The organism is Asticcacaulis sp., assembly GCA_024707255.1.
GTDB lineage: Bacteria > Pseudomonadota > Alphaproteobacteria > Caulobacterales > Caulobacteraceae > Asticcacaulis.
Window position 1 is genome coordinate 899,818 of sequence record JANQAC010000002.1, and the last position, 18,890, is coordinate 918,707.

The window sequence follows — 18,890 nt, forward strand, 5'->3', positions numbered from 1 at the left end:
CGCCTGATAACGGCGCTGGCCGGCCGCCGTTATAACCGATTTGCAATGACTTCGGCCACCCCCATCTTTACCTTTTGTTACCTTCCCCTTCACCGGAGCTTAAGAGAGTCCGTGTAGGTTGTCGGCATCAAAAGCCGTGGCGCACATAGCGACCGATTCGGCAGGAATACGTGATGGGTACGGGGTCAGAGAGCTGACATGTTTGAAGGTTTGGGTATGAATCAAAAGAAAGTTCTCATTGTTGAGGACAACGAACTCAACATGAAACTGTTTCATGACCTGCTCGACGCGCAGGGCTATGAAACCTTCCAGACGGGCGAGGGCCTGTCCGCGCTTACGCTTGCCCGCGAGCACCGCCCCGACCTGATCCTGATGGATATCCAGTTGCCGGAAATTTCCGGCCTGGAAGTCACCAAGTGGCTTAAGGAAGACGACGAGCTGTCGCATATTCCGGTGGTGGCGGTGACCGCCTTCGCCATGAAGGGCGACGAGGAGCGCATCCGCGAGGGTGGTTGCGAAGCCTATATCTCCAAGCCGATCTCCGTCACCCATTTCCTCGACACGGTTCGCCGCTATCTGGGATAGGGATGCCCCATGACCGCCCGTGTCCTGATCGTTGACGACATCGCCGCAAATGTGCGCCTGCTCCAGGCCAAACTGGAGGCGGACTATTACGAGACTCTGACAGCGCCCAATGGCCGCATCGCCATCGAAATAGCGATCGAAGAGCAGCCTGATATCATCCTCCTTGACGTCATGATGCCGGAAATCGACGGCTATGAGGTCTGCCGCCAGCTTAAAGAAAACGCCGAGACCCGCCATATCCCGATCATCCTGATCACGGCGCTTGATGGCCGCGAGGATCGCCTCTCTGGTCTGGAAGCCGGCGCCGATGATTTTCTCACCAAGCCGGTCGATGACGTCGTCCTGATGGCGCGTTTACAGGCCCTGGTGCGGCTCAAGCAGATGGTTGACGACCTGCGCTCGCGCAGATCAACCTCACGCCGCGCCGGCCTGATTGACCAGGAACTGTATGAGCGCCAGATTTCGGCCACCGGCAATGTCCTGATCCTCGATGACAATATCCGCCAGGCCGAGCGCCTGATGATGCAACTGGGCGAGGACCACCGCTGCGCCTACGAAACCGATCCGGCAAAGGCATTGAAGATCGCCGCCGGACGGGTCGATCTTGTTGTTCTGAACCTGACCGCCAAGGCCTTCGATGCCCTGCGCTGGGTGGCGCAACTGCGCACCAGTGAGGCCACGCGCCAGAGGCCGGTCCCGGCCATTATCAATGCCGATGAACGCAAGACCATGCTCAAGGCGCTGGAACTGGGCGTCAATGACGTGGTGCCGCGGCCGATCGACATGCTCGAACTGCGCGCCCGCGCCAAGACCCAGATCAAGCGCAAACGTTACGGTGATTTCCTGCGCGATACGCTTGATCGGTCGCTCGAACTGGCGATCACCGATCCGCTGACCAATCTGAACAACCGTCGCTTCCTCGATCACCATCTCAATCTCGCCATGGCGCGTCATAACCGGGGCGCCGGAAAAGATGTGGTGTCAGTGCTGATGCTCGATATCGACTTCTTCAAGCGCGTCAATGACACCTACGGCCACGATGCCGGCGATGAGGTGATCCGCGAATTTGCCCGCCGCCTCAGCCTCAATGTCCGCGCTATCGACATGCCTTGTCGCTTCGGTGGCGAGGAGTTCGTGGTGCTGATGCCGGGCACCGACCAGCCGGACGCCCTGCATATCGCCGAACGCGTCCGTTCGCAGGTGGCCGATACGCCGTTTGCCCTGGCCGATGGCCGCTCGCTCGATGTCACGGTTTCGGTCGGCGTCGCCACTTCGCGCGGCCTGGGCGATTCACCAGAAGGTCTGCTGAAGCGGGCCGACGAGGGGGTTTACGAGGCCAAGCAGTCCGGCCGCAACCGCGTGATCGTCAAGGCCGCGGCTTAATTATCTGCAGGCGTCTTTATATAGACCTGCGCGCTGTCGGGATGCACCACCTGATACGACGTAGAGGAGATGATCCATGTTGCGGTAGGCTCAGCAGCGCCTGGGTCATAAAACAGGATTTCGTCACCAACCCGCTTTTCAGTACCGCTGTAAATCGCTCCGCCTGAATTGTAATAAGTATCGTCAATGATGCCCGTTTTGGGGTCGAGCCTTACTGCTGTGACGCCTTCCTGAGCAACACTCCCATCCTTATTGACCAGCTTATGTGTATTGATCGCTAGTTGGTTGCCTGTTGCAATATGAAAGCAGCGTGTGTCCGTAGCGCCATCGGGAAGAGTGTACGCCCAGCAACTTCCGTCAAGTTCCTTGAAGTGCTCTGAAAGGCTTTCTTCAGCCATTGTTGGCGTAGAAAATGTGAGCGCCACTGCTACAAGTAAAACAAACTTCATATGCCCCCCCAAAAAAGTCAGAACGATTATATTCACGGTATCACGGATTATCCAATCGTTTCGTCACCTAAAATCCCAGACGCAAAAAAGCCGCGCCGAGTATAGGGGGAACTCAGGCGCGGCTTCCTTAAAAGCCCACCGGCGGGGGGATGCCGATGGACAAACGCAACAGGCGTGATTACTTAATCTTGCCTTCTTTGAATTCGACGTGCTTGCGCACGACCGGATCGTACTTCTTCAGCACCATCTTTTCGGTCTTCGTGCGGGCGTTCTTCTTCGTCACGTAGAAGAAGCCGGTGTCCGCCGTCGAGTTCAGGCGGATCTTGATGGAGGCTGGCTTTGCCATGACGTAAAGTCCTTACGGTTCGGATGCGCCAAACGGCGCGAATAAAACAGGAGCGCGGAAAATACTCACAGAACGTCATAAGTCAATGGACAAATGAAGCTAACAGGCGTTTTTTCGCTGCAAGACCGCCATAGACGCATTTTTGCCGTGAAGGTCAAGCTATCTGCGCGTCCCTCCGCTGTTTTCGGGACAAACCCATGAAACGACTTCTCACCGCCGGTCTTGTTGTCTTCGGACTGATTCTGGCTATGCCGGCTTTTGCCGCCGACAAGCCGACCGGCTACCAGTCACCTGCGCCGCTCAGCCTGAGTGCGGCCGCCGGCGAGACCAATACGGCGAAGTCTGATCCGCTGACCGATGTCACCCGCGTTGACCTGGTGGTGCGTCTCAAATGCGCCGATGACAACTGCGCCACGGCGGCCTTTGGCCTCTCCATCGATGATGAGGCCGGGGAGGCGGCGGCCCTGACCTTTACCGCCACCGAAGATGGCAAGCTTCAGGCCGGGGTCACCAAGGTCGGCGGCACCGGCGAGGAAGCGGTGCAGGGCTATAAGATGTCGCCCAAGCCGGGTGATGATTTCGACCTGCGCATCCACTGGAATAACGGCAACCGCGTCACTTTCGATCTTTACGGCAAGAACCCGGTCACCGGCCTCGAAACCATGGAAAGCCACGACATCCAGCTCGATGCCGGCATCAAGCAACTCTCCATTCGCGCCTCCGGCGGCGACCTGACCCTGGAGAAGCAGAGCTATACCTTTAGGTAGGTTTCTGGCAGATAGGTTCTGACCGCCGGCTTGCCGGTCGACTCTGGCACGCCGTTTTATAGTGACGTTTTTGACACGAGCGGACTTCCCCTTTTGCGGGAAAAGTGTCAGCGTTCTGACAACCCTTGCGCAAGTTGCGGTTAAACGTTAATCATGGTTAACCGTGCCTCTATGCGTCTTTAGGGCAGGCGAGGTAATGAGGCTTTTGATGAGCCTTGTGATATGACATTGTAATTCTGATATGCGCCCATCTTGTCAAGACAAGGCCGCCTGACTCTGCAGATGTCATGCAGTCACGGACAAAGGACTGGCGCGCATCCTATCCAGCATTTGTTTATAGCCGGCTTGAGGGGAACGCCATGGCGAACAGGAAGCTGATTAAAGACAATTATGACCTGAAACTTCTGGATGGATCATTGGCTTTTGTCGATGGTCTCAATGCAGAGGAAATTCCGCAACTCAAAAAACCTGTCAAACCCGCAGATTATTATACCTTGGATGAAGAAACTTTAAGAGCGGACGGCAGGCATTTTTGTGACATTCAGGAAGCGATATCTCTCACCAATGAAAGTGAATGGTACAGGTTTAAAGATAGTGTCCTGCGTCCCTATTTCGATCATAGTATCACTGCCACAGCGGTTATGACCGCCGAAAGTGAGGCGCCGCGCCAAGCCATTATATCAGGTATTTCGCCGGCTCAATTGATCGTGCAGCCATTGATCGAACAGGATAAGCAATTTCCGCATATCGCCGAATTCAATTCCTTCAATGATAAAACTTTGCGAGATTGCGGCCTTGCCTGGGCTTCGGCCATTATTCGCAACTATGGCATTCTGCTGGATGAGCGTGCCAAAGCGACCAATGAGGGTGAGAAGAAAATCTTTAACCGTCTCTGGTGGGGCCTGGCAGTAATATGGCTCTTGAGCAACGTCATGGATTCTGGCCCTTTGATGATATGGCTGCATGAACATCAAAGAGGGTTTCCGCTCTGGCATTGGTCCCCGATACTCATCTTATGCTTGCGTGTGTTCGCGGTCGTTTTGACTCTGATCCTGGCGGGTGGTTTGATTTTGCTCTCAGGACGTTGTCGTTTCGTTGTGGAGAATAGATTTAAAGCATTATTATCGGCGTTTCAGAATATTACTCGACAATCAAGCCTGCAGGTCGGCGCGATGATGAATGCGCGCCGAGAGCTTTTAGACCACCTGCACGGTAATTTGTGGGGTGCGGCCATAATGTTTAAGGAAAAGCATTGGGCGGAAGATAAACAAAGAAGAGAATTCGCCACGGAATATCGGTTGTGGACGAAAACCCGAAGCCGATGCATACGCATGGCCATGTGGGTGAATGGGCGGCGAAAAAGCCTGGATGATCTGCTGATTAACCTGCATAACTACATTCTCATGGGATATGCCGCTCAAACCGCGCGTGCCGAGTTCAAGGCCCATTTCACGATCATTTCATGGGGGGCGGAGCAGGGATGGTGGCGATTGCTTTTCGGATATGGCCTCATAAAACTGTTGGGGAGTTGGGGTTGGGACAGGCTGTACTTTATAAAAGGCCTGGCCTCTTCACGTTTTTGGAAGGTTTTTTGGATTTCTCAGGTCGCATTGCTGGTTGCGGCCTTTTCAATCTGGTTGTTGCGGCTGCATTATTATTACGATCCGGTTGCTATGTCACAGCCTGGGGTAGCCGGATGGGATTGGGGAATGCTGGTTGTAAAGCTCGCGTGCATCGCGGCGCCCCTGGGCTTTGGTATACACAGAATATATAGCTTGGTCGCCAAGCTGGAGACGCCGGACGAACCGGCCTTGATCCTGGGCAATATCAAGGGCGCCCTGCCGGACGAAAAATACACAGCCTTGCGGGTTCTTGAAAAGGCGGTGAAGGAGCTTGTCGAGCATGATGCCAACCGTCTGCTGACAGAAGAGGACAAGCACCGCGGATAAACCTTATCTTTTCTTCTTTTTCTTCATGTTCTTGACGCCGTGTTTAGCGCCGCCGGATTTCATGGTCTTGTCGCGGAAGCCGGCTTTCTGCGGACCCTTTCCGCGCGTCTGGTAGCCCGGACCCCGGCCGCGCACGCCCAGGCGCGGTTTCGGCGCATTGGGATCGGCGGCTTCCGGTTCGCTCAGCATCTTGAACACCAGACCGCCGGTGATCGGCATGGCCTCGGTCAGTTCCACCTCGATCTGCCGGCCCAGGCGCCAGCGCTCGCCGCTGCGCTCGCCGATCAGGGCGTGCTGCACATCATCGTGGACGAAATAATCATTGCCCAGCGATGATACCGGGATGATGCCGTCGGCGCCGGTATCGGTCAGCTTCACGAACAGCCCGAAGCGCGTCACGCCGACGATCCGGCCCGCGAAGGTGGCGCCCACCTTGTCGTGCAGGAAGGCGGCCACATAGCGCTCGATGGCCTCGCGCTCGGCCTGCATGGACCGGCGCTCGGTAGCGGTGATATGCTCGGCGGTATCGGCCAGCGTCTTGATCTCGTAGTCGGTCAGGCCGTCATCGCCCAGTTTGAGCGCCCGGATAAGGCCGCGATGGACTACCAGGTCGGCATAGCGGCGGATCGGGGAGGTGAAATGGGCGTAATTATCGAGATTGAGCCCGAAGTGGCTGTAGTTTTCCGGCGAGTAGTGCGCCTGCATCTGGGTGCGCAGCACCACCTCGTTGATGATCTCGGCGTGCGGACCGTCCTTCTGGCTGTCCAGCAGGGCGTTGAAGCGCTCCGTGCGCGGCGGCTCGCCCTTGTTCCATGGCAACCCAATCGTTTGCAGAAAATCGGCCAGGTTGCCGACCTTTTCCAGCGACGGCGTTTCGTGGACGCGATAGACCAGTGGGGTTTTATGCTTTTGCAGTTCCTCGGCCGCGCTGACATTGGCCTGGATCATCATTTCCTCGATCAACTGCATGGCATCGAGCGAGACACGCTGTTCGATGGAGACAACATTGCCGTAGGCGTCGAGCTTTACACGGCGCTCCGGCGAAGTGATGTGCAGCGGCTGGCGGGTGTTGCGCCCACGCGTCAGGCAGGCATGGGCCGCCCACAAAGGCTTCAGCAAGGCGTCGAGGATCGGACCGGTCTTGTCATCCGGATTGCCGTCGATGGCGGCCTGCGCCTGTTCGTAGGAGAGCTTGGCGGCCGAACGCATCAGGCCGCGCACGAATTTGTGGCTGATCTTCTTGCCGGTGGCGTTGAAGACCATGCGCACGGCCAGCGTGGCGCGGTTCTCGCCTTCCTGCAAGCTGCACAGGCCAGAGGAGAGGACGTGCGGCAGCATGGGCTCGACACGATCGGGGAAATAGGTCGAATTGCCCTTGTCGCGGGCATCGCGGTCGAGCGACGAACCGGAAGTAACGTAAGAGGCGACGTCGGCGATGGCTACCCAGACGACATGGCCGTCCGGATTGGCGGGGTCGTCGTCGGCATGGGCATAGACGGCGTCGTCATGGTCCTTGGCGTCCACCGGATCGATGGTGACGAACGGCAGGTCGCGCAGGTCGGTGCGCTTGCCAAGCGTCGGCGGCTCGGCGGTTTTTGCCTCGTCCTCGGTGCTCGACTGGAAGCCGATGGGCAGGCCGTGGCTGTGGATGGCCATGACCGAGGCGATCTTCGGGCTGTCCTCCTTGCCGATGACCTCCAGCACGCGGGCGGGCTTCGGGCCATATTTATGCACGCCGCCGACCGGCGCGGCGATCACCACATCGCCATCTTCCAGTGTATCGAGATTGCTGCCGGTGAGGGTAAAGCTCGACTTTTCCTTGCGATTGACCGATTCCAGCCGGTATTCCCTTGGCCCCTTGCGCGACCGGCCGATCCGCACCACGCCGACCAGCTTGGGTGCGCCCTGGTCGAGCACCTTGATCAGATGGGCGACCCAGCCGTCAGAGGTCTGCTCGAAGCGGACATAGATGCGGTCGCCCATGGCGGGCGGCGTCTGGGCGGCCGAAGGCTTAAGGGGCGCGAGGCGGGCGAGCGGCGACGGGTTCTTCGGGTCCGTCTTGCCCCAGCGGACCCACAGTTCGCCATCGATATCGCGCTCGACCACTTCGCAGACGCCGGTATCGGGCAGGGCGCCCAGGGCACCGAACGACTTGCGGCCGCTCTTGTGCAGCCTGCCTTCCTCGCTGAGCGCCTTCAGCCGTTGGCGCAACGCCCGGCGATCATCCCCCTTGAGACCAAATTGTTTGGCGAGGTCGCCGACATCGATCTCGCGCGACGCCGCCAAGGCGTCGAGAAGGGTCTGGTCGTCAGGCAGGCCCTTGGAGGGCCGGGATGCGACAGGTTTTTGCAGATGGGGGGCTTTTGCGGCGCGCGGAATGCGGGGGAGCTTTGTCATTGCCTCTAATGTAAGCGAGACTCAAACGGGACACCATCCCCCGCCAAAGATTTAACTATAGGACGGCGGCGGTTGGTCGGGCGGTAATTGCATCAGGGTGAACCAGTACTGCTCTATGCGCGAAACGATATCGTCATAGGTATCGGCATCTAGCGGCTTGGTGATGTAGCCATTGGCATGGTGGTCGTAGCTGTCGGTAATATCCATATCGGCGCTGGAACTCGACAGCACGATCACTGGTATGCGCTTGAAATCCGGGTCTTCCTTGACCGTTTGCAGGAAGTCCTGGCCGTGCATGTGCGGCAGGTTGAGATCGAGCAGGATCAGATCGGGCCGGGGGGCTTCGGCGTGTTCGCCTTCGCGGCGCAGGATGCTCAGGCCCTTTTCGCCAGTCTCCGCCACCAGTATGTCGCTGGCCAGGTTGGCCCGTTTGAAGGCCCGCCGGGTGAGGACCGCATCGCCGCGATTGTCTTCGACCAGCAATACCTGCGCGGCGCGCGCCCTGTCTGCGATTCTGGTCATGTCGTCTCTTCTTTCCGGTTTCCCTGCGGTAAAGGTGTCCGCTATTTTTGAGGGGGCCGCAAGCGCTTTTCTACAAAGACCGGTGGGTTCAATTTCAGGACTTACCTTGTGGAGGCGCTTTGTTGTAACCTGACTTCAAGGACCGGGGAGATGGCGGATATGAAACACGAAATGAGCGCCAATGGCTTCATGCCGCACGGCTACTGCTTCCTGTGGCAGCCGGGCGTTCTGTGGCTGCACGTCCTGTCCGATCTGGCCATTGCTCTGGCCTATTTCGGCATTCCGCTGGCCCTGATCTATTTCATTCGCAAGCGCCGCGACCTGCCGTTCCAGCGGGTTTTCGTCCTGTTCGGCGCCTTTATCCTGCTGTGTGGCTGCACCCATCTGTTGAGCATCTGGGTGCTGTGGCATCCGGACTATATATTCGAGGGCTGGGTCAAGGCCGCTACGGCCGTCGTCTCCATTGCCACCCTGGTCATGGTCATCCGCCTGATGCCGCAGCTTTTGACCTTGCCAAGCCCGGCGCAGCTTCGTGAGGTTAACACCAAGCTGGAGACGATGTACCGGCAGAGCGAGGAAAACAGCCGGGCGGTGATAGACAATGTGCTGGACGGCGTCATCACCATCGATGAACACGACCGCATCTGCAGCTTCAATGCCGCCTGCGAGGACATGTTCGGCTATCAGGCCAGTGAAGTGATCGGCCGGCCGATTTCGCTGCTGATGCCCGACCCGACCTATACCGAGCACGACCGCTATGTCAGCGAATACCTGCCGATCGACGCCGGTGCGCGCGAAGTCCAGGGTGTTCGAAAGGACGGCACGGCCTTTGCCGCAGACCTTTCTGTCAGCGCCTTCGAGGTGGACGGGAAGCGGCACTATACCGGCATTATCCGCGACATTACCAAGGCCAAGCAGGCCGAGGCGGCGCGCCAGAAACTGCTGAAACGCCTGACCGATTCCAATACCGAACTGGAGCGCTTCGCCTATGTCGCCTCGCACGACATGCAGGAGCCCCTGCGCATGGTGCTCAATTTCAGCCAGATCATCGCCCATGATTATGCTGACAAGCTGGATGACGACGGCCGCGAGTACCTGAAGATCATCGGCGATTCGGCCGGGCGGATGCGCGACATGGTCCAGGATCTGCTCGAATATGCCCGGCTCGACAAGGACAGCGGACGGTACGATAAGGTCGATCTACGCGTCGAACTGGCCCATGTGCTGGAAAACCTGCGTACCCTCACGAAGGAAAGCCAGGCGGTGATCACCTATGACCCGCTGCCGGTCATCTGCGGCAATGGCGTGCAACTGATGCGCCTGATGCAGAACCTGATCGCCAATGCCATCAAGTATCAGAAACCGCGTCGGCTGCCGGTCGTCCATATCGGCTGTGAGGACGATGGCGACGACTGGCGGATATCGGTGCGCGACAACGGCATGGGCATAGAAGACGCCTTTATCGACCAGATATTCGAACCCTTCCGGCGCCTGCATAGCTGGGAAGGCATTCAGGGGTCCGGCCTGGGCCTGTCGGTATGCCGGAAAATCGTCGAAAGCCATGGCGGCCGCATCTGGGCGGTTTCCGAACCGGATACCGGCAGTACCTTCTTTTTCACCATTCCGAAAAATCTGAAATCCGGGTAAGCTGCACATCTGGGAGATAGACGATGGCCAATCTGCTTATTCGGGAAGGGCGTCCGGCCGAGGTCATGCTGGTCGAGGACAATCGCGGTGATGCCCTGCTGGCGGCGCGCGCCTTTCGCCAGGCTGAGATCGAGAACAACCTGACCGTGGCCGAAACCGGTGAGAAGGCCTTGGCCATGTTGCGACGGGAAGGCGAATATGCCGGCCTCAGCCTGCCGGATATTATCCTGCTCGATCTCAACCTGCCTATGATGAGCGGCAAGGATGTGCTGGCGGAGATCAAGACCGACGACGTGTTGCGCCACATACCGGTGATTATCCTGTCCAGTTCATCGGCGCCGCCGGATATTGCCGGCAGCTACGGGCTTCACGCCAATGCCTATATCGTCAAGCCGTTCAACCTGGAAAACTTCAGTGACGTGGTGCGCTCGATAGAGCAGTTCTTCTTTGTGCTGGCCGTGCTGCCGACGCCGGAATAGGATCAGGCGAGAATATTGAGCCGTGCGCCCGGTCCGGCTGCCGATACCGTTGATGTATTGCCCTGTCGCATTTCGACATTTGCCAGTTTGCCGCCGAAATGAAACGCCGCCTCAGCCTTTACGGTCGGGTCCGTTTTCGCATTGACGCCGTAGGGACCGGATTTCGGATGCGCCGGGTCGATATGCTTTTTGGCGTAGTCGACATCCGTGCAGTTTCGGCAGGTGTACCCGTTGACCGTAACGGGATGGGCATAATCTCCGCTGATCGACATTCTGTTCGCTCCGAAGCCTGATCATAGTAATACGTCTGTGGCATCCAAAGGGTTACAGTGTTATTTGGAGATCAGCGAAGCCGCGATATTTATGGTCAGGGCCAGGACAGTGGCGTTGAACAGATAGGCCGAGACACAGTGGATCAGGCCGATTCGCCGCATGTCGGTGGTGGCGAAATCGACATCCGCTGTCTGGCCTGACGTGCCGATTACGAAGGCGAAATAGAGAAAATCCATATAGTGCGGCGCATCCGTACCCGGAAATATCAGGCCGGCCTTGCCTTTATTGCGCGGCAGCTCGGCATAATAGCCATGCGCGTAGTGGAAGGTGAAGGCGAGGTGGATGTAGGTCCACGAACTGACGAGGGTCAGACCGGAGAGGGCGATATGCCAGGCTTTCACTGGATTACTGACGGTCTGCGTGGTGGCCAGTTCGCCAACGATGGCGACGAAGCTCAATATCACCGCCAGGATCGATACCAGCAGAATCACGCCTTCGCCGTCATCATAAAGGTGGGCGTGGCTTTTAAGGGTCTCATGGTTCGCCGTCATCATGGCGTGCAGCGAAATGAGGATATAGAACACGGCAAAGCTGTTCCAGGCGATCAGCGAGGCCGTGATACCGTTCAGCGGCGTCAGGAACAGGCAGCCGGCCAGAACGGCAAGCCCCATGACGACCGACAGGAGCAATTGCGGCTTGTGGCGCAGATAGCGGATGACATGAAGATCGAGGAAGCCGGTTTTTGCGGGTGTCATGAGACTCTAAAGACTTGTCAGTTAGCCGGCCTATGTTAGGCTCTCCGATCCGGCGTTTGTCAATTTTACCTTATCCGGGAGGAACAGGGTCCGTTCATGGCGATCAGTTTTCAGCATGGTATCGATTTGCCGCAATCCCCGCATCAGGTGTTCACCCTTCTGGCCGATTATTCAAAGGTGCCTCTGTGGCTCAAACGCTGCGAAGGCGTGGCCAAGCAGGGTTCTGGCCCCAACAAGGTCGGCGACAAGCTGCGTTACGCCTATTGCGAGGGCGGCCGCCATGGCCTGATGGATGGGGTGATCACGGCTTATGAAGAAGACCGCCATATGGCCTACCGCTATTATGACAAGATGATGCAGGTCATTGTCGAATTCCGCATGGAGCCCAACGGCGAAGGTACGCGGTTGACGCACCATATCGATATCACGCCGCATTCGTTCATGGCCAAGCTGATGTCGCCGATGTTCAAAATGAAGCTGCCGAAACAGACCATCCAGACGATGGAAAACATCCGCGCCCTGCTGGCCAAGGAAGCGGCGTAAGCCAATATAGACCTGAAAAAAGCACCGGTGATAGCGGTAGCGTGAGATGACCAAGGACATCTGTGTCATCTGTGGATACCCTTCCTGCTAAGGTCGGTGCGTGCGTGAATGTCCGTTTTTTTGATCCACAGAAGACACAGATATTCAGAGCAACCACACGCTACCGCTATCGCCAGAGGCTCGGCAGCCAACATTAAAATTCGGCAATGTTTTAGTCCAGGCGCTCGACAAGTCCGCCAAAGGGGTCTTTAACACATGCCAACTCGTAACAAACGACACAGGTTGGTCCATGTTCCTTAAATCCAAATTCACGGCTGTCTTGCTGGCTGGTTCGGTTTCGCTGGCCGCACTGGCGGGCGCGGCACACGCTGCCCCGTTGACCTATAGCGAAATGATCAAGCTGGACAGGATCAATAGCTTCAAGCTTGATCCGACCGGCCGCTATGCCGTCCTCAGCATCCGCGTCACCGATATGGACAAGAACAAGGGCGTCAATTCGATCTGGCTGAAGGACCTGACCCAGCCGGCCAAGGCGGAAGTCAAGCTCGCGGTTTCCGAAGGCGGCGCCTCCAATGCCCAGTTCGGTCCGGATGGCAGCATCTACTTCATCTCCGGCCGCGGCGAGGGCGGTACCGACCAGGTGTGGAAGACCGACCTGACCGGCGCCACCGCCACCCAGGTGACGCATCTGCCGCTCGATGTGCAGGCTTACCAAATCACGCCGGACGGCAAGGGGGTTGTCGTTGGCCTAGCCGTCTTCCCCGAATGCAAGGGGCAGGAGATCGCCTGCACCGTCCAGAAGCAGACGGATCGCAAGGCCGATAAGTCTTCCGGCACGGTCTATGACAAGATCTTCGTCCGCCACTGGGACACCTGGGCCGACGGCACGCGCAACCACCTGTTCTATGTGCCGATGGCGGGCGGCGACGCCGTGGCCCTGACCGACGGCTATGACGGCGACGTGCCCTCCAAGCCCTATGGCGACGAAGGCGACTACACGATCAGCCCTGATTCGAGGACCGTCTGGTTCTCGGCGCGCGAGGCCGGCAAGTCCGAGCCGTGGAGCACCAATTTCGACATCTATTCGGTGCCGATCACCGGCGGCGCACTCACTGACCACACGACCGATAACAAGGCCTGGGACGGCACGCCGCGTGTCTCGCCCGATGGCAAGGCCGTGGCCTATCTGGCCATGAAGCGCCCCGGCTTCGAGGCCGACCGCTTCGGCATCATGCTGATGGGCGAAGACGGCAAGGCCCGCGAGTTGGCGCCCGACTGGGATCGCTCGGTCGGCGGTATGCAGTGGGCGAAGGACGGCAAGAGCCTGCTGGTCGATGCCGATGATGTGGGTAAGCACATTCTCTTCCGCGTGGATGTGAAAAGCGGCAAGGTGACGCCGCTGACCAAATCCGGCCATACCAGTGCCTATGCCGAGACCCCGCGCGGCATGGTCTTCCTGCAGGACAGCCTGAACCGTCCATCGACCTTCTATCAGGCGAAGCCGAAAGCCGCCTTCCTTGATGACGGCGCCATCAACCTGACCAGGTTCGATGCCGTCCTCGATGGCCTGACCACGGGTCAATATGAGCAGTTCAGCTTCAAGGGCTGGAACAATGAGGACGTCCACGGCTATGTCATCAAGCCAGTGGGCTATGAAGAGGGCAAGTCCTATCCGGTCGCCTTCCTGATCCACGGCGGACCGCAAGGCTCATTCGGCGACGGCTGGTCCTATCGCTGGAACCCGCAGACCTATGCCGGTGCCGGCTATGCGGTGGTGATGATCGATTTCCACGGCTCGACCGGCTACGGCCAGGCATTTGAGGACGCCATCTCGCAGCACTGGGGAGATCGCCCGCTGGAAGATCTGCAAAAGGGCTGGGCCTACGCACTCGACAAATACAAATTCCTCAACGGCGACAAGGCTTGTGCGCTCGGCGCCTCCTATGGCGGCTTCATGGTCAACTGGATCGCCGGCAACTGGAAACAACCCTGGAAATGCCTGGTGACGCATGATGGCGTCTTCGATTTGCGCTCCATGGGTTATTCCACCGAGGAACTGTGGTTCGAGGAGTGGGAACATGGCGGTGTTATCTATGATAATCCCGCCAAATATGATGACTTCAACCCGGCGCTCCATGCGAAAGACTGGTCGGTGCCGATGCTGATCGTCCATTCCGACAAGGATTACCGCATTCCGGTCGAGCAGGGCATCGGCGCCTTCACCGCGCTCCAGCGCCAGGGCATCGAATCCGAGTTCCTGCGCTTCCCGGATGAAAACCACTGGGTGCTCAAGCCGGCCAATTCGATCAAATGGCATGATACGGTCTTCAACTGGCTGGATACGCATATCGGTTCCAAGTCCGAAGGTGCAAAATGATTTCGCGGCGCGGTCTTATCCTCAGTGGCGGGGCCGCGCTGGCCCTTGCCGGTTCTTTGGGCGGCTGTTCTGAAAAAGTGACGCAGGCCCTGGGATTTGCCCAGCGCATGATCGAGATCCAGAAACGCCACGGCGGCCGGGTCGGGGTGTCGGCCCTGACGGGAACCGCCACTGCCAATGCCGAGGCCAATGGCTCTTTGAGTATCCAGTCGACCGAGCGCTTCGCCATGTGCTCGACCTTCAAATGGGTACTGGCGGCCGCTATCCTCCAGCAGGTCGATCAGGGCAAACTCAAGGTCACGGACCCGATCAAATACGGCAAAAAGGACCTGCTCGACTACGCCCCGACCACAACGGTTAATCTCGCCAAGGGCGAAATGACCATCGGTGACCTGTGCTTAGCGGCAGTCTCGCTTTCTGACAATACGGCGGCCAACCTGCTTCTGCCACTAATCGGCGGTCCCTCCGGCCTGACCGCTTTCGTGCGCGGCCTTGGCGATACGGTCACGCGCTTCGACCGCACCGAACCAACGCTCAACAGCAATATCGACGGCGACGAACAGGATACCACGACGCCGGAAGCGATGAGTACCTTGCTGCGCACTGTCTTCACCGGCACGGTCCTCAAGTCCGAGAGCCAGAAACGGCTCAAGGACTGGATGGTCGCCACCTCTACCGGCAATGCACGCATCCGCGCCGGCGTGCCGAAAGGTGCCGTGGTGGCCGACAAGACAGGCACCGGCGCCAACAACGCCACCAATGATGTCGGCGTCGTCTGGCTGCCCAATAAGCCGCCGGTCTTCCTGTCGATCTATACCTCCGGCGGCACGCTCGATGCCGATGGCCGTAACCAGATTATCGCGGACATCACCAGGCTCGTCTTTGACACGCTGAATTTCGTCGAAACCCTGGACAAGGCGGACGCATCCAGCGCAACGTCCTGACCATGAAATCAGGTGTTTCGATCGACGATGTGCTGGCCGAGGTCGCGCTGATGGTGCGTCCGCAGTTCGGCAAGGGGCGGCCGGCGGACTATATTCCGCAACTGGCAGGCATTGATCCGAACAAGTTCGGCATGGCGGTCTGCACCGTCTCCGGCGGTGAACATGTGATTGGCGATGCTGACGAGGCTTTTTCGGCGCAATCGATCACCAAGCTATTCGCGCTCGGCCTGGCGCTCAACCAGATCGGCGACGAGGTATGGACACGTGTCGGCAAGGAGCCTTCCGGCACGCCGTTCAATTTTCTGTCCCAGCTCGAATACGAGCAGGGCGTGCCGCGCAATCCCTTTATCAATGCCGGTGCGCTGGCGATCACCGATATCCTGCTCGATACGGTCAAGGCGCCCGACCGGCTGGTGCGTGATTTCCTGGGCATGCTGAGCGGCTCACAGCTCGATATCGACGAAGCCGTGGCGCAGAGCGAGATCGACACCGCCCACAAGAACCGCGCCATCGCCAACCTGATGCGCGGCGCCGGCACCATAACACACGGGGTCGAGACAGTAATTGCCGCCTATTGCCGCCAGTGCGCTATCACCCTCACGTGCCGGCAACTGGCCCGCGCGGCCCTGCCTCTGGCGGCCGATGGCTTCTCACCCATTGCCGAGGAGACCATCTTCCCATCGCGCCTGACTCGCCGCCTGAATGCCCTGCTGCTGACCTGCGGCACCTATGACAGTGTCGGCTCCTTTGCCTATCGCGTTGGTTTGCCGGCCAAGAGCGGCGTCGGCGGCGGTATCCTGGCGGTGGTGCCGGGACAGGCCACCATTGCCGTCTGGTCGCCGGAACTGGATAAATTCGGTTCCAGCGTGGTCGGTACGGCGGCGCTGGAATATTTCAGCCAGTTGACCAACTGTTCCGTCTTGTAACTTTGCCAAACCTTTATGGCTGGCCCCGCCATCGGGATGCCAATCTTACAGAGGCGCGCCTAAACTCTCCGGACATCTGAGGACATACGCGGACCAGGCGATCAGGAGACTCCCATGCCCAGAAATTACAACATCAACGACAACACCGGCGGCACCAATATGGTCGGCCGCGCCTATACGCCCCAAGTAGCGCCGTGGAATCGGGATGATGACGATGTCAGCGTCCAGCGCAGCCTGAGGGACGATGCCCAGGAATGGCGCGACCGCCGTGATCTGCGTAGGGATGAGCGCCCGCTGGACCGTGACTATGATTATCGCAACCGTGATCGTTATGACCGCGACCGCGATGCCTATTACCGCCGTGACCTGGTGCCGGGTTATGGCGACGACCGTGCCGGATACAGCGCCGATCAGGAACGCGAGGACCGTCATCGCGCCGGTCACCGCCGGCACTGGGAAAACCGCGAGCCTGATTATCGTTACCAGTATAACGACTACCGCCGTGTCGATGAAGAAGATATGCGACGCGAGAACCTGGCGCGGCACCGTGACGATCACTCCGGTTACCAGCGGGGAAATGAGCGTGGCGGCTGGATGAGCCGTGAGCATTCCGATTACGGCCGCGAGGATTACGACCGCGACCGCTACAATGACCGCGAGCGCTCCTATGCCCGCGACGACGAAGACCGCAACCGGGGGCGCTGGAACCGCCGCTGACACCCTTGAGAGGGCAAGCCGAAAAGACGCCGGATGGAGCTTTCGTCCGGCGTCTTTTTTATAATGCCAATGCCTGCCGGTAGGTTTCCATGTCGGCCAGTTTGGCCTCAAAGAGCGACCAGTCGTCTTCCAGGGCGATCTGCGCCCAGATGGCTTCGATCTCGTCGATCAGCAGGGTTTCCGGATCGGCCTGCCTGAAGCGCGGATGATCAAGCTTTTCCGGTGCGGCGGTATCATAGGTTTTCAGCAGGTCACGGAAGGCGGCGAAGGTCTCGCCGGCGTAGCTTTTTGGCGCGCGGACCGGAAAGGGCGCGTTTTTCGCTCATAGTGCCGCCGAACCAGTCGTAAAACAGACCCTCAAAACTGCCGTCGCTGCGCAGGGTGGCCAGGAACGCATAAAACGCACTCACCAGTGGTGCATTGTCTGGCTTCGGCTGGAAATTTAGCCGCCGGCAGATGGCCAGGCCCAGTTCCTGTTCATAGCGCATGTTGAAAGCGTTGAAGCTGGTGATCAGGGCTTCCGGTTCGGTGATCAGGGTCAGGCAGCGGCCCAACTGGCCGAGGTTCCACAGTACCGCATCTGGCTGGCGGCCATAGGCGTAAAGGCCGGTATGGTCGAAATAGGCGGCGGTAAAGTTCGGATCGTAATACGGCAGGAAGCGGTAAGGGCCATAATCGAAACTCTCGCCGGTGATGTTCATATTGTCGGTATTGAGCACGCCATGGACAAAACCCGCGGCCATCCAGCTTGCGGTCAGTCTGGCGGTCTGTGTCACCACGGCGTCGAAGAGTGACGCGGCATCCGTGCAGGGCGGATAGTAATTGGCCAGGACGAAGGCGACGAGATCGCGCATGGTCTCGACCTCATTGCGATAGGCCAGGCGCTCAAAGGTGCCAAAGCGGAAATGGCTGTGGCTCAGGCGGACCGAGGACCGAGGACCGCGTGGGGGAGGGCTCGTCGCCGCGCATCAATGCTTCGCCGGTCTCAATCAGCGAAAAGGATTTCGAGGTCGGCACACCGAGCGCCTCCAGCATAGCCGTGGCGAGGACTTCGCGCACCCCGCCCTTCAGGGTCAGCCGGCCGTCGCCGCCACGTGAATACGGCGTAGTGCCGGAGCCCTTGGTGCCGAGATCGAGCAGGCGTTCCTGATCATCGAGCAGTTGCGCGAACAGGAAGCCGCGGCCATCACCCAGGTCAGGATTGTAGTGGCGAAACTGGTGGCCATGATAGCGCAGGGCTAGGGGGATCGGCTGGTTGTCGGGCAGGGGCTGGAAGCGGCCAAAATGGGCGAGCCAGCCGGCATCGGTCAAGGTGTCCAGTCCGACCGATTGCGCCGTCCGCTGGTTGCGGTAGCGCAGGATGGTCTGCGGGAAATCGGCCGCGGTTACAGGGTCATGCAGGGCCAGCGCACTGTGCGCCAGGCGGGGGGCGGGCTTGTAATCCATCAGTTGCAGGTCTTCACATCCTGCCAGGAGGTCAGTTGGTAAGTCTGGTTCAGGTCGCGGAAGACCTTGGCGGCGACAAGGCGGCCATGGGTGAACAGGCCGATCTTCTTCGTCTTGACCCGCAGGCACAGGCTGTAATTTGTGCCGGCGACCACCTGCCGGCGGGCGGCCACGATTTCAGTCAGGGTGTAGGGTTTGGGCGCGGCGGAAACCGCGAAATCGGCAGCGGCTTTTATGTCCGGGTCATCGACCGGCGCGGTCTGGTATCCGCCGACGATCGGCGGTGTGGGTTCAGCCGGGGTCTGGGCGCAGGCCATGGACGCGGCCATCAGCAAGGCTGGAAAAATCAGAGGCAGGCGCGGTAATATCATGGTTTTGGCATCCG

General features: G+C 58.9%; 18 protein-coding genes and 1 pseudogene. 11 read left to right on the forward strand and 8 right to left on the reverse strand.

Annotation, left to right across the window (positions count from 1 at the left end; genetic code table 11):
- Nucleotides 1-216 precede the first annotated feature (216 nt).
- Together NVV72_15500 and NVV72_15505 are read left to right on the forward strand one after the other, a co-directional pair.
- Complete coding sequence (locus NVV72_15500; protein ID MCR6660673.1) at nucleotides 217-585, forward strand: response regulator; 369 nt, start codon at nucleotides 217-219, stop codon at nucleotides 583-585.
- Between the two features lie 9 nt (nucleotides 586-594).
- Nucleotides 595-1,968 (forward strand): PleD family two-component system response regulator, encoded by a 1,374-nt coding sequence (locus NVV72_15505; protein ID MCR6660674.1) that lies wholly within the window; start codon nucleotides 595-597, stop codon nucleotides 1,966-1,968.
- Here NVV72_15505 and NVV72_15510 read toward each other — a convergent pair.
- Together NVV72_15510 and rpmG are read right to left on the reverse strand one after the other, a co-directional pair.
- Entirely contained in the window at nucleotides 1,965-2,417 is a 453-nt protein-coding gene (locus tag NVV72_15510) for a hypothetical protein (GenBank protein MCR6660675.1), read from the reverse strand. The genes NVV72_15505 and NVV72_15510 overlap by 4 nt on opposite strands.
- A 178-nt stretch (nucleotides 2,418-2,595) precedes the next feature.
- Entirely contained in the window at nucleotides 2,596-2,763 is a 168-nt protein-coding gene (gene rpmG, locus NVV72_15515; protein MCR6660676.1) for a 50S ribosomal protein L33, read from the reverse strand.
- Nucleotides 2,764-2,960: 197 nt separating this feature from the next.
- On the opposite strand from rpmG, the gene NVV72_15520 reads away from it, so the two are divergent.
- The gene (locus NVV72_15520; GenBank protein ID MCR6660677.1) at nucleotides 2,961-3,530 is read left to right on the forward strand and encodes a hypothetical protein; all 570 of its coding nucleotides are present in this window, start codon (nucleotides 2,961-2,963) and stop codon (nucleotides 3,528-3,530) included.
- A gap of 359 nt (nucleotides 3,531-3,889) precedes the next feature.
- Complete coding sequence (locus NVV72_15525; protein MCR6660678.1) at nucleotides 3,890-5,479, forward strand: hypothetical protein; 1,590 nt, start codon at nucleotides 3,890-3,892, stop codon at nucleotides 5,477-5,479.
- 3 nt (nucleotides 5,480-5,482) lie between these two features.
- On the opposite strand, the gene rnr is transcribed toward NVV72_15525, so the two are convergent.
- Nucleotides 5,483-7,876 (reverse strand): ribonuclease R, encoded by a 2,394-nt coding sequence (rnr, locus tag NVV72_15530; GenBank protein ID MCR6660679.1) that lies wholly within the window; start codon nucleotides 7,874-7,876, stop codon nucleotides 5,483-5,485.
- A 51-nt stretch (nucleotides 7,877-7,927) separates the two neighbouring features.
- Nucleotides 7,928-8,398, reverse strand: a complete 471-nt coding sequence (locus NVV72_15535) for a response regulator (GenBank protein MCR6660680.1) — start codon at nucleotides 8,396-8,398, stop codon at nucleotides 7,928-7,930.
- Nucleotides 8,399-8,548: 150 nt separating this feature from the next.
- On the opposite strand from NVV72_15535, the gene NVV72_15540 reads away from it, so the two are divergent.
- Complete coding sequence (locus tag NVV72_15540; protein MCR6660681.1) at nucleotides 8,549-10,045, forward strand: PAS domain S-box protein; 1,497 nt, start codon at nucleotides 8,549-8,551, stop codon at nucleotides 10,043-10,045.
- A 23-nt stretch (nucleotides 10,046-10,068) separates the two neighbouring features.
- Complete coding sequence (locus NVV72_15545) at nucleotides 10,069-10,524, forward strand: response regulator (protein MCR6660682.1); 456 nt, start codon at nucleotides 10,069-10,071, stop codon at nucleotides 10,522-10,524.
- Nucleotides 10,525-10,526: 2 nt separating this feature from the next.
- Here NVV72_15545 and NVV72_15550 read toward each other — a convergent pair whose 3' ends face one another.
- Both NVV72_15550 and NVV72_15555 read right to left on the reverse strand, forming a co-directional pair.
- A complete protein-coding gene (locus NVV72_15550; GenBank protein MCR6660683.1) occupies nucleotides 10,527-10,796 on the reverse strand; it encodes a hypothetical protein in 270 nt (89 codons plus the stop codon).
- A 60-nt stretch (nucleotides 10,797-10,856) separates the two neighbouring features.
- Nucleotides 10,857-11,552 carry a DUF1345 domain-containing protein gene (locus tag NVV72_15555; protein MCR6660684.1) on the reverse strand — a complete coding sequence of 232 codons (696 nt, stop codon included), beginning with the start codon at nucleotides 11,550-11,552 and terminating at the stop codon, nucleotides 10,857-10,859.
- Nucleotides 11,553-11,648: 96 nt separating this feature from the next.
- Between NVV72_15555 and NVV72_15560 the strand changes: the two genes are divergently transcribed.
- From NVV72_15560 to NVV72_15580, 5 genes are all read left to right on the forward strand, one after another.
- Entirely contained in the window at nucleotides 11,649-12,095 is a 447-nt protein-coding gene (locus NVV72_15560) for an SRPBCC family protein (protein MCR6660685.1), read from the forward strand.
- A gap of 289 nt (nucleotides 12,096-12,384) precedes the next feature.
- Nucleotides 12,385-14,472, forward strand: a complete 2,088-nt coding sequence (locus tag NVV72_15565) for a S9 family peptidase (protein ID MCR6660686.1) — start codon at nucleotides 12,385-12,387, stop codon at nucleotides 14,470-14,472.
- Nucleotides 14,469-15,416, forward strand: coding sequence for a class A beta-lactamase (gene bla / locus NVV72_15570; GenBank protein ID MCR6660687.1), 948 nt, complete (start codon nucleotides 14,469-14,471; stop codon nucleotides 15,414-15,416). The genes NVV72_15565 and bla overlap by 4 nt, the downstream gene beginning before the upstream one ends.
- A 2-nt stretch (nucleotides 15,417-15,418) precedes the next feature.
- Nucleotides 15,419-16,342 carry a glutaminase gene (locus NVV72_15575; protein ID MCR6660688.1) on the forward strand — a complete coding sequence of 308 codons (924 nt, stop codon included), beginning with the start codon at nucleotides 15,419-15,421 and terminating at the stop codon, nucleotides 16,340-16,342.
- A 114-nt stretch (nucleotides 16,343-16,456) separates the two neighbouring features.
- Nucleotides 16,457-17,059 (forward strand): hypothetical protein, encoded by a 603-nt coding sequence (locus NVV72_15580; protein MCR6660689.1) that lies wholly within the window; start codon nucleotides 16,457-16,459, stop codon nucleotides 17,057-17,059.
- Between the two features lie 58 nt (nucleotides 17,060-17,117).
- Here the strand turns inward: NVV72_15580 and NVV72_15585 are convergent.
- Together NVV72_15585 and NVV72_15590 are read right to left on the reverse strand one after the other, a co-directional pair.
- Nucleotides 17,118-18,505 (reverse strand): annotated as a pseudogene (locus NVV72_15585) (YdiU family protein).
- The gene (locus NVV72_15590; GenBank protein MCR6660690.1) at nucleotides 18,505-18,876 is read right to left on the reverse strand and encodes a cystatin domain-containing protein; all 372 of its coding nucleotides are present in this window, start codon (nucleotides 18,874-18,876) and stop codon (nucleotides 18,505-18,507) included. Before NVV72_15590 ends, NVV72_15585 begins: the two are co-directional and overlap by 1 nt.
- Nucleotides 18,877-18,890 lie beyond the last annotated feature (14 nt).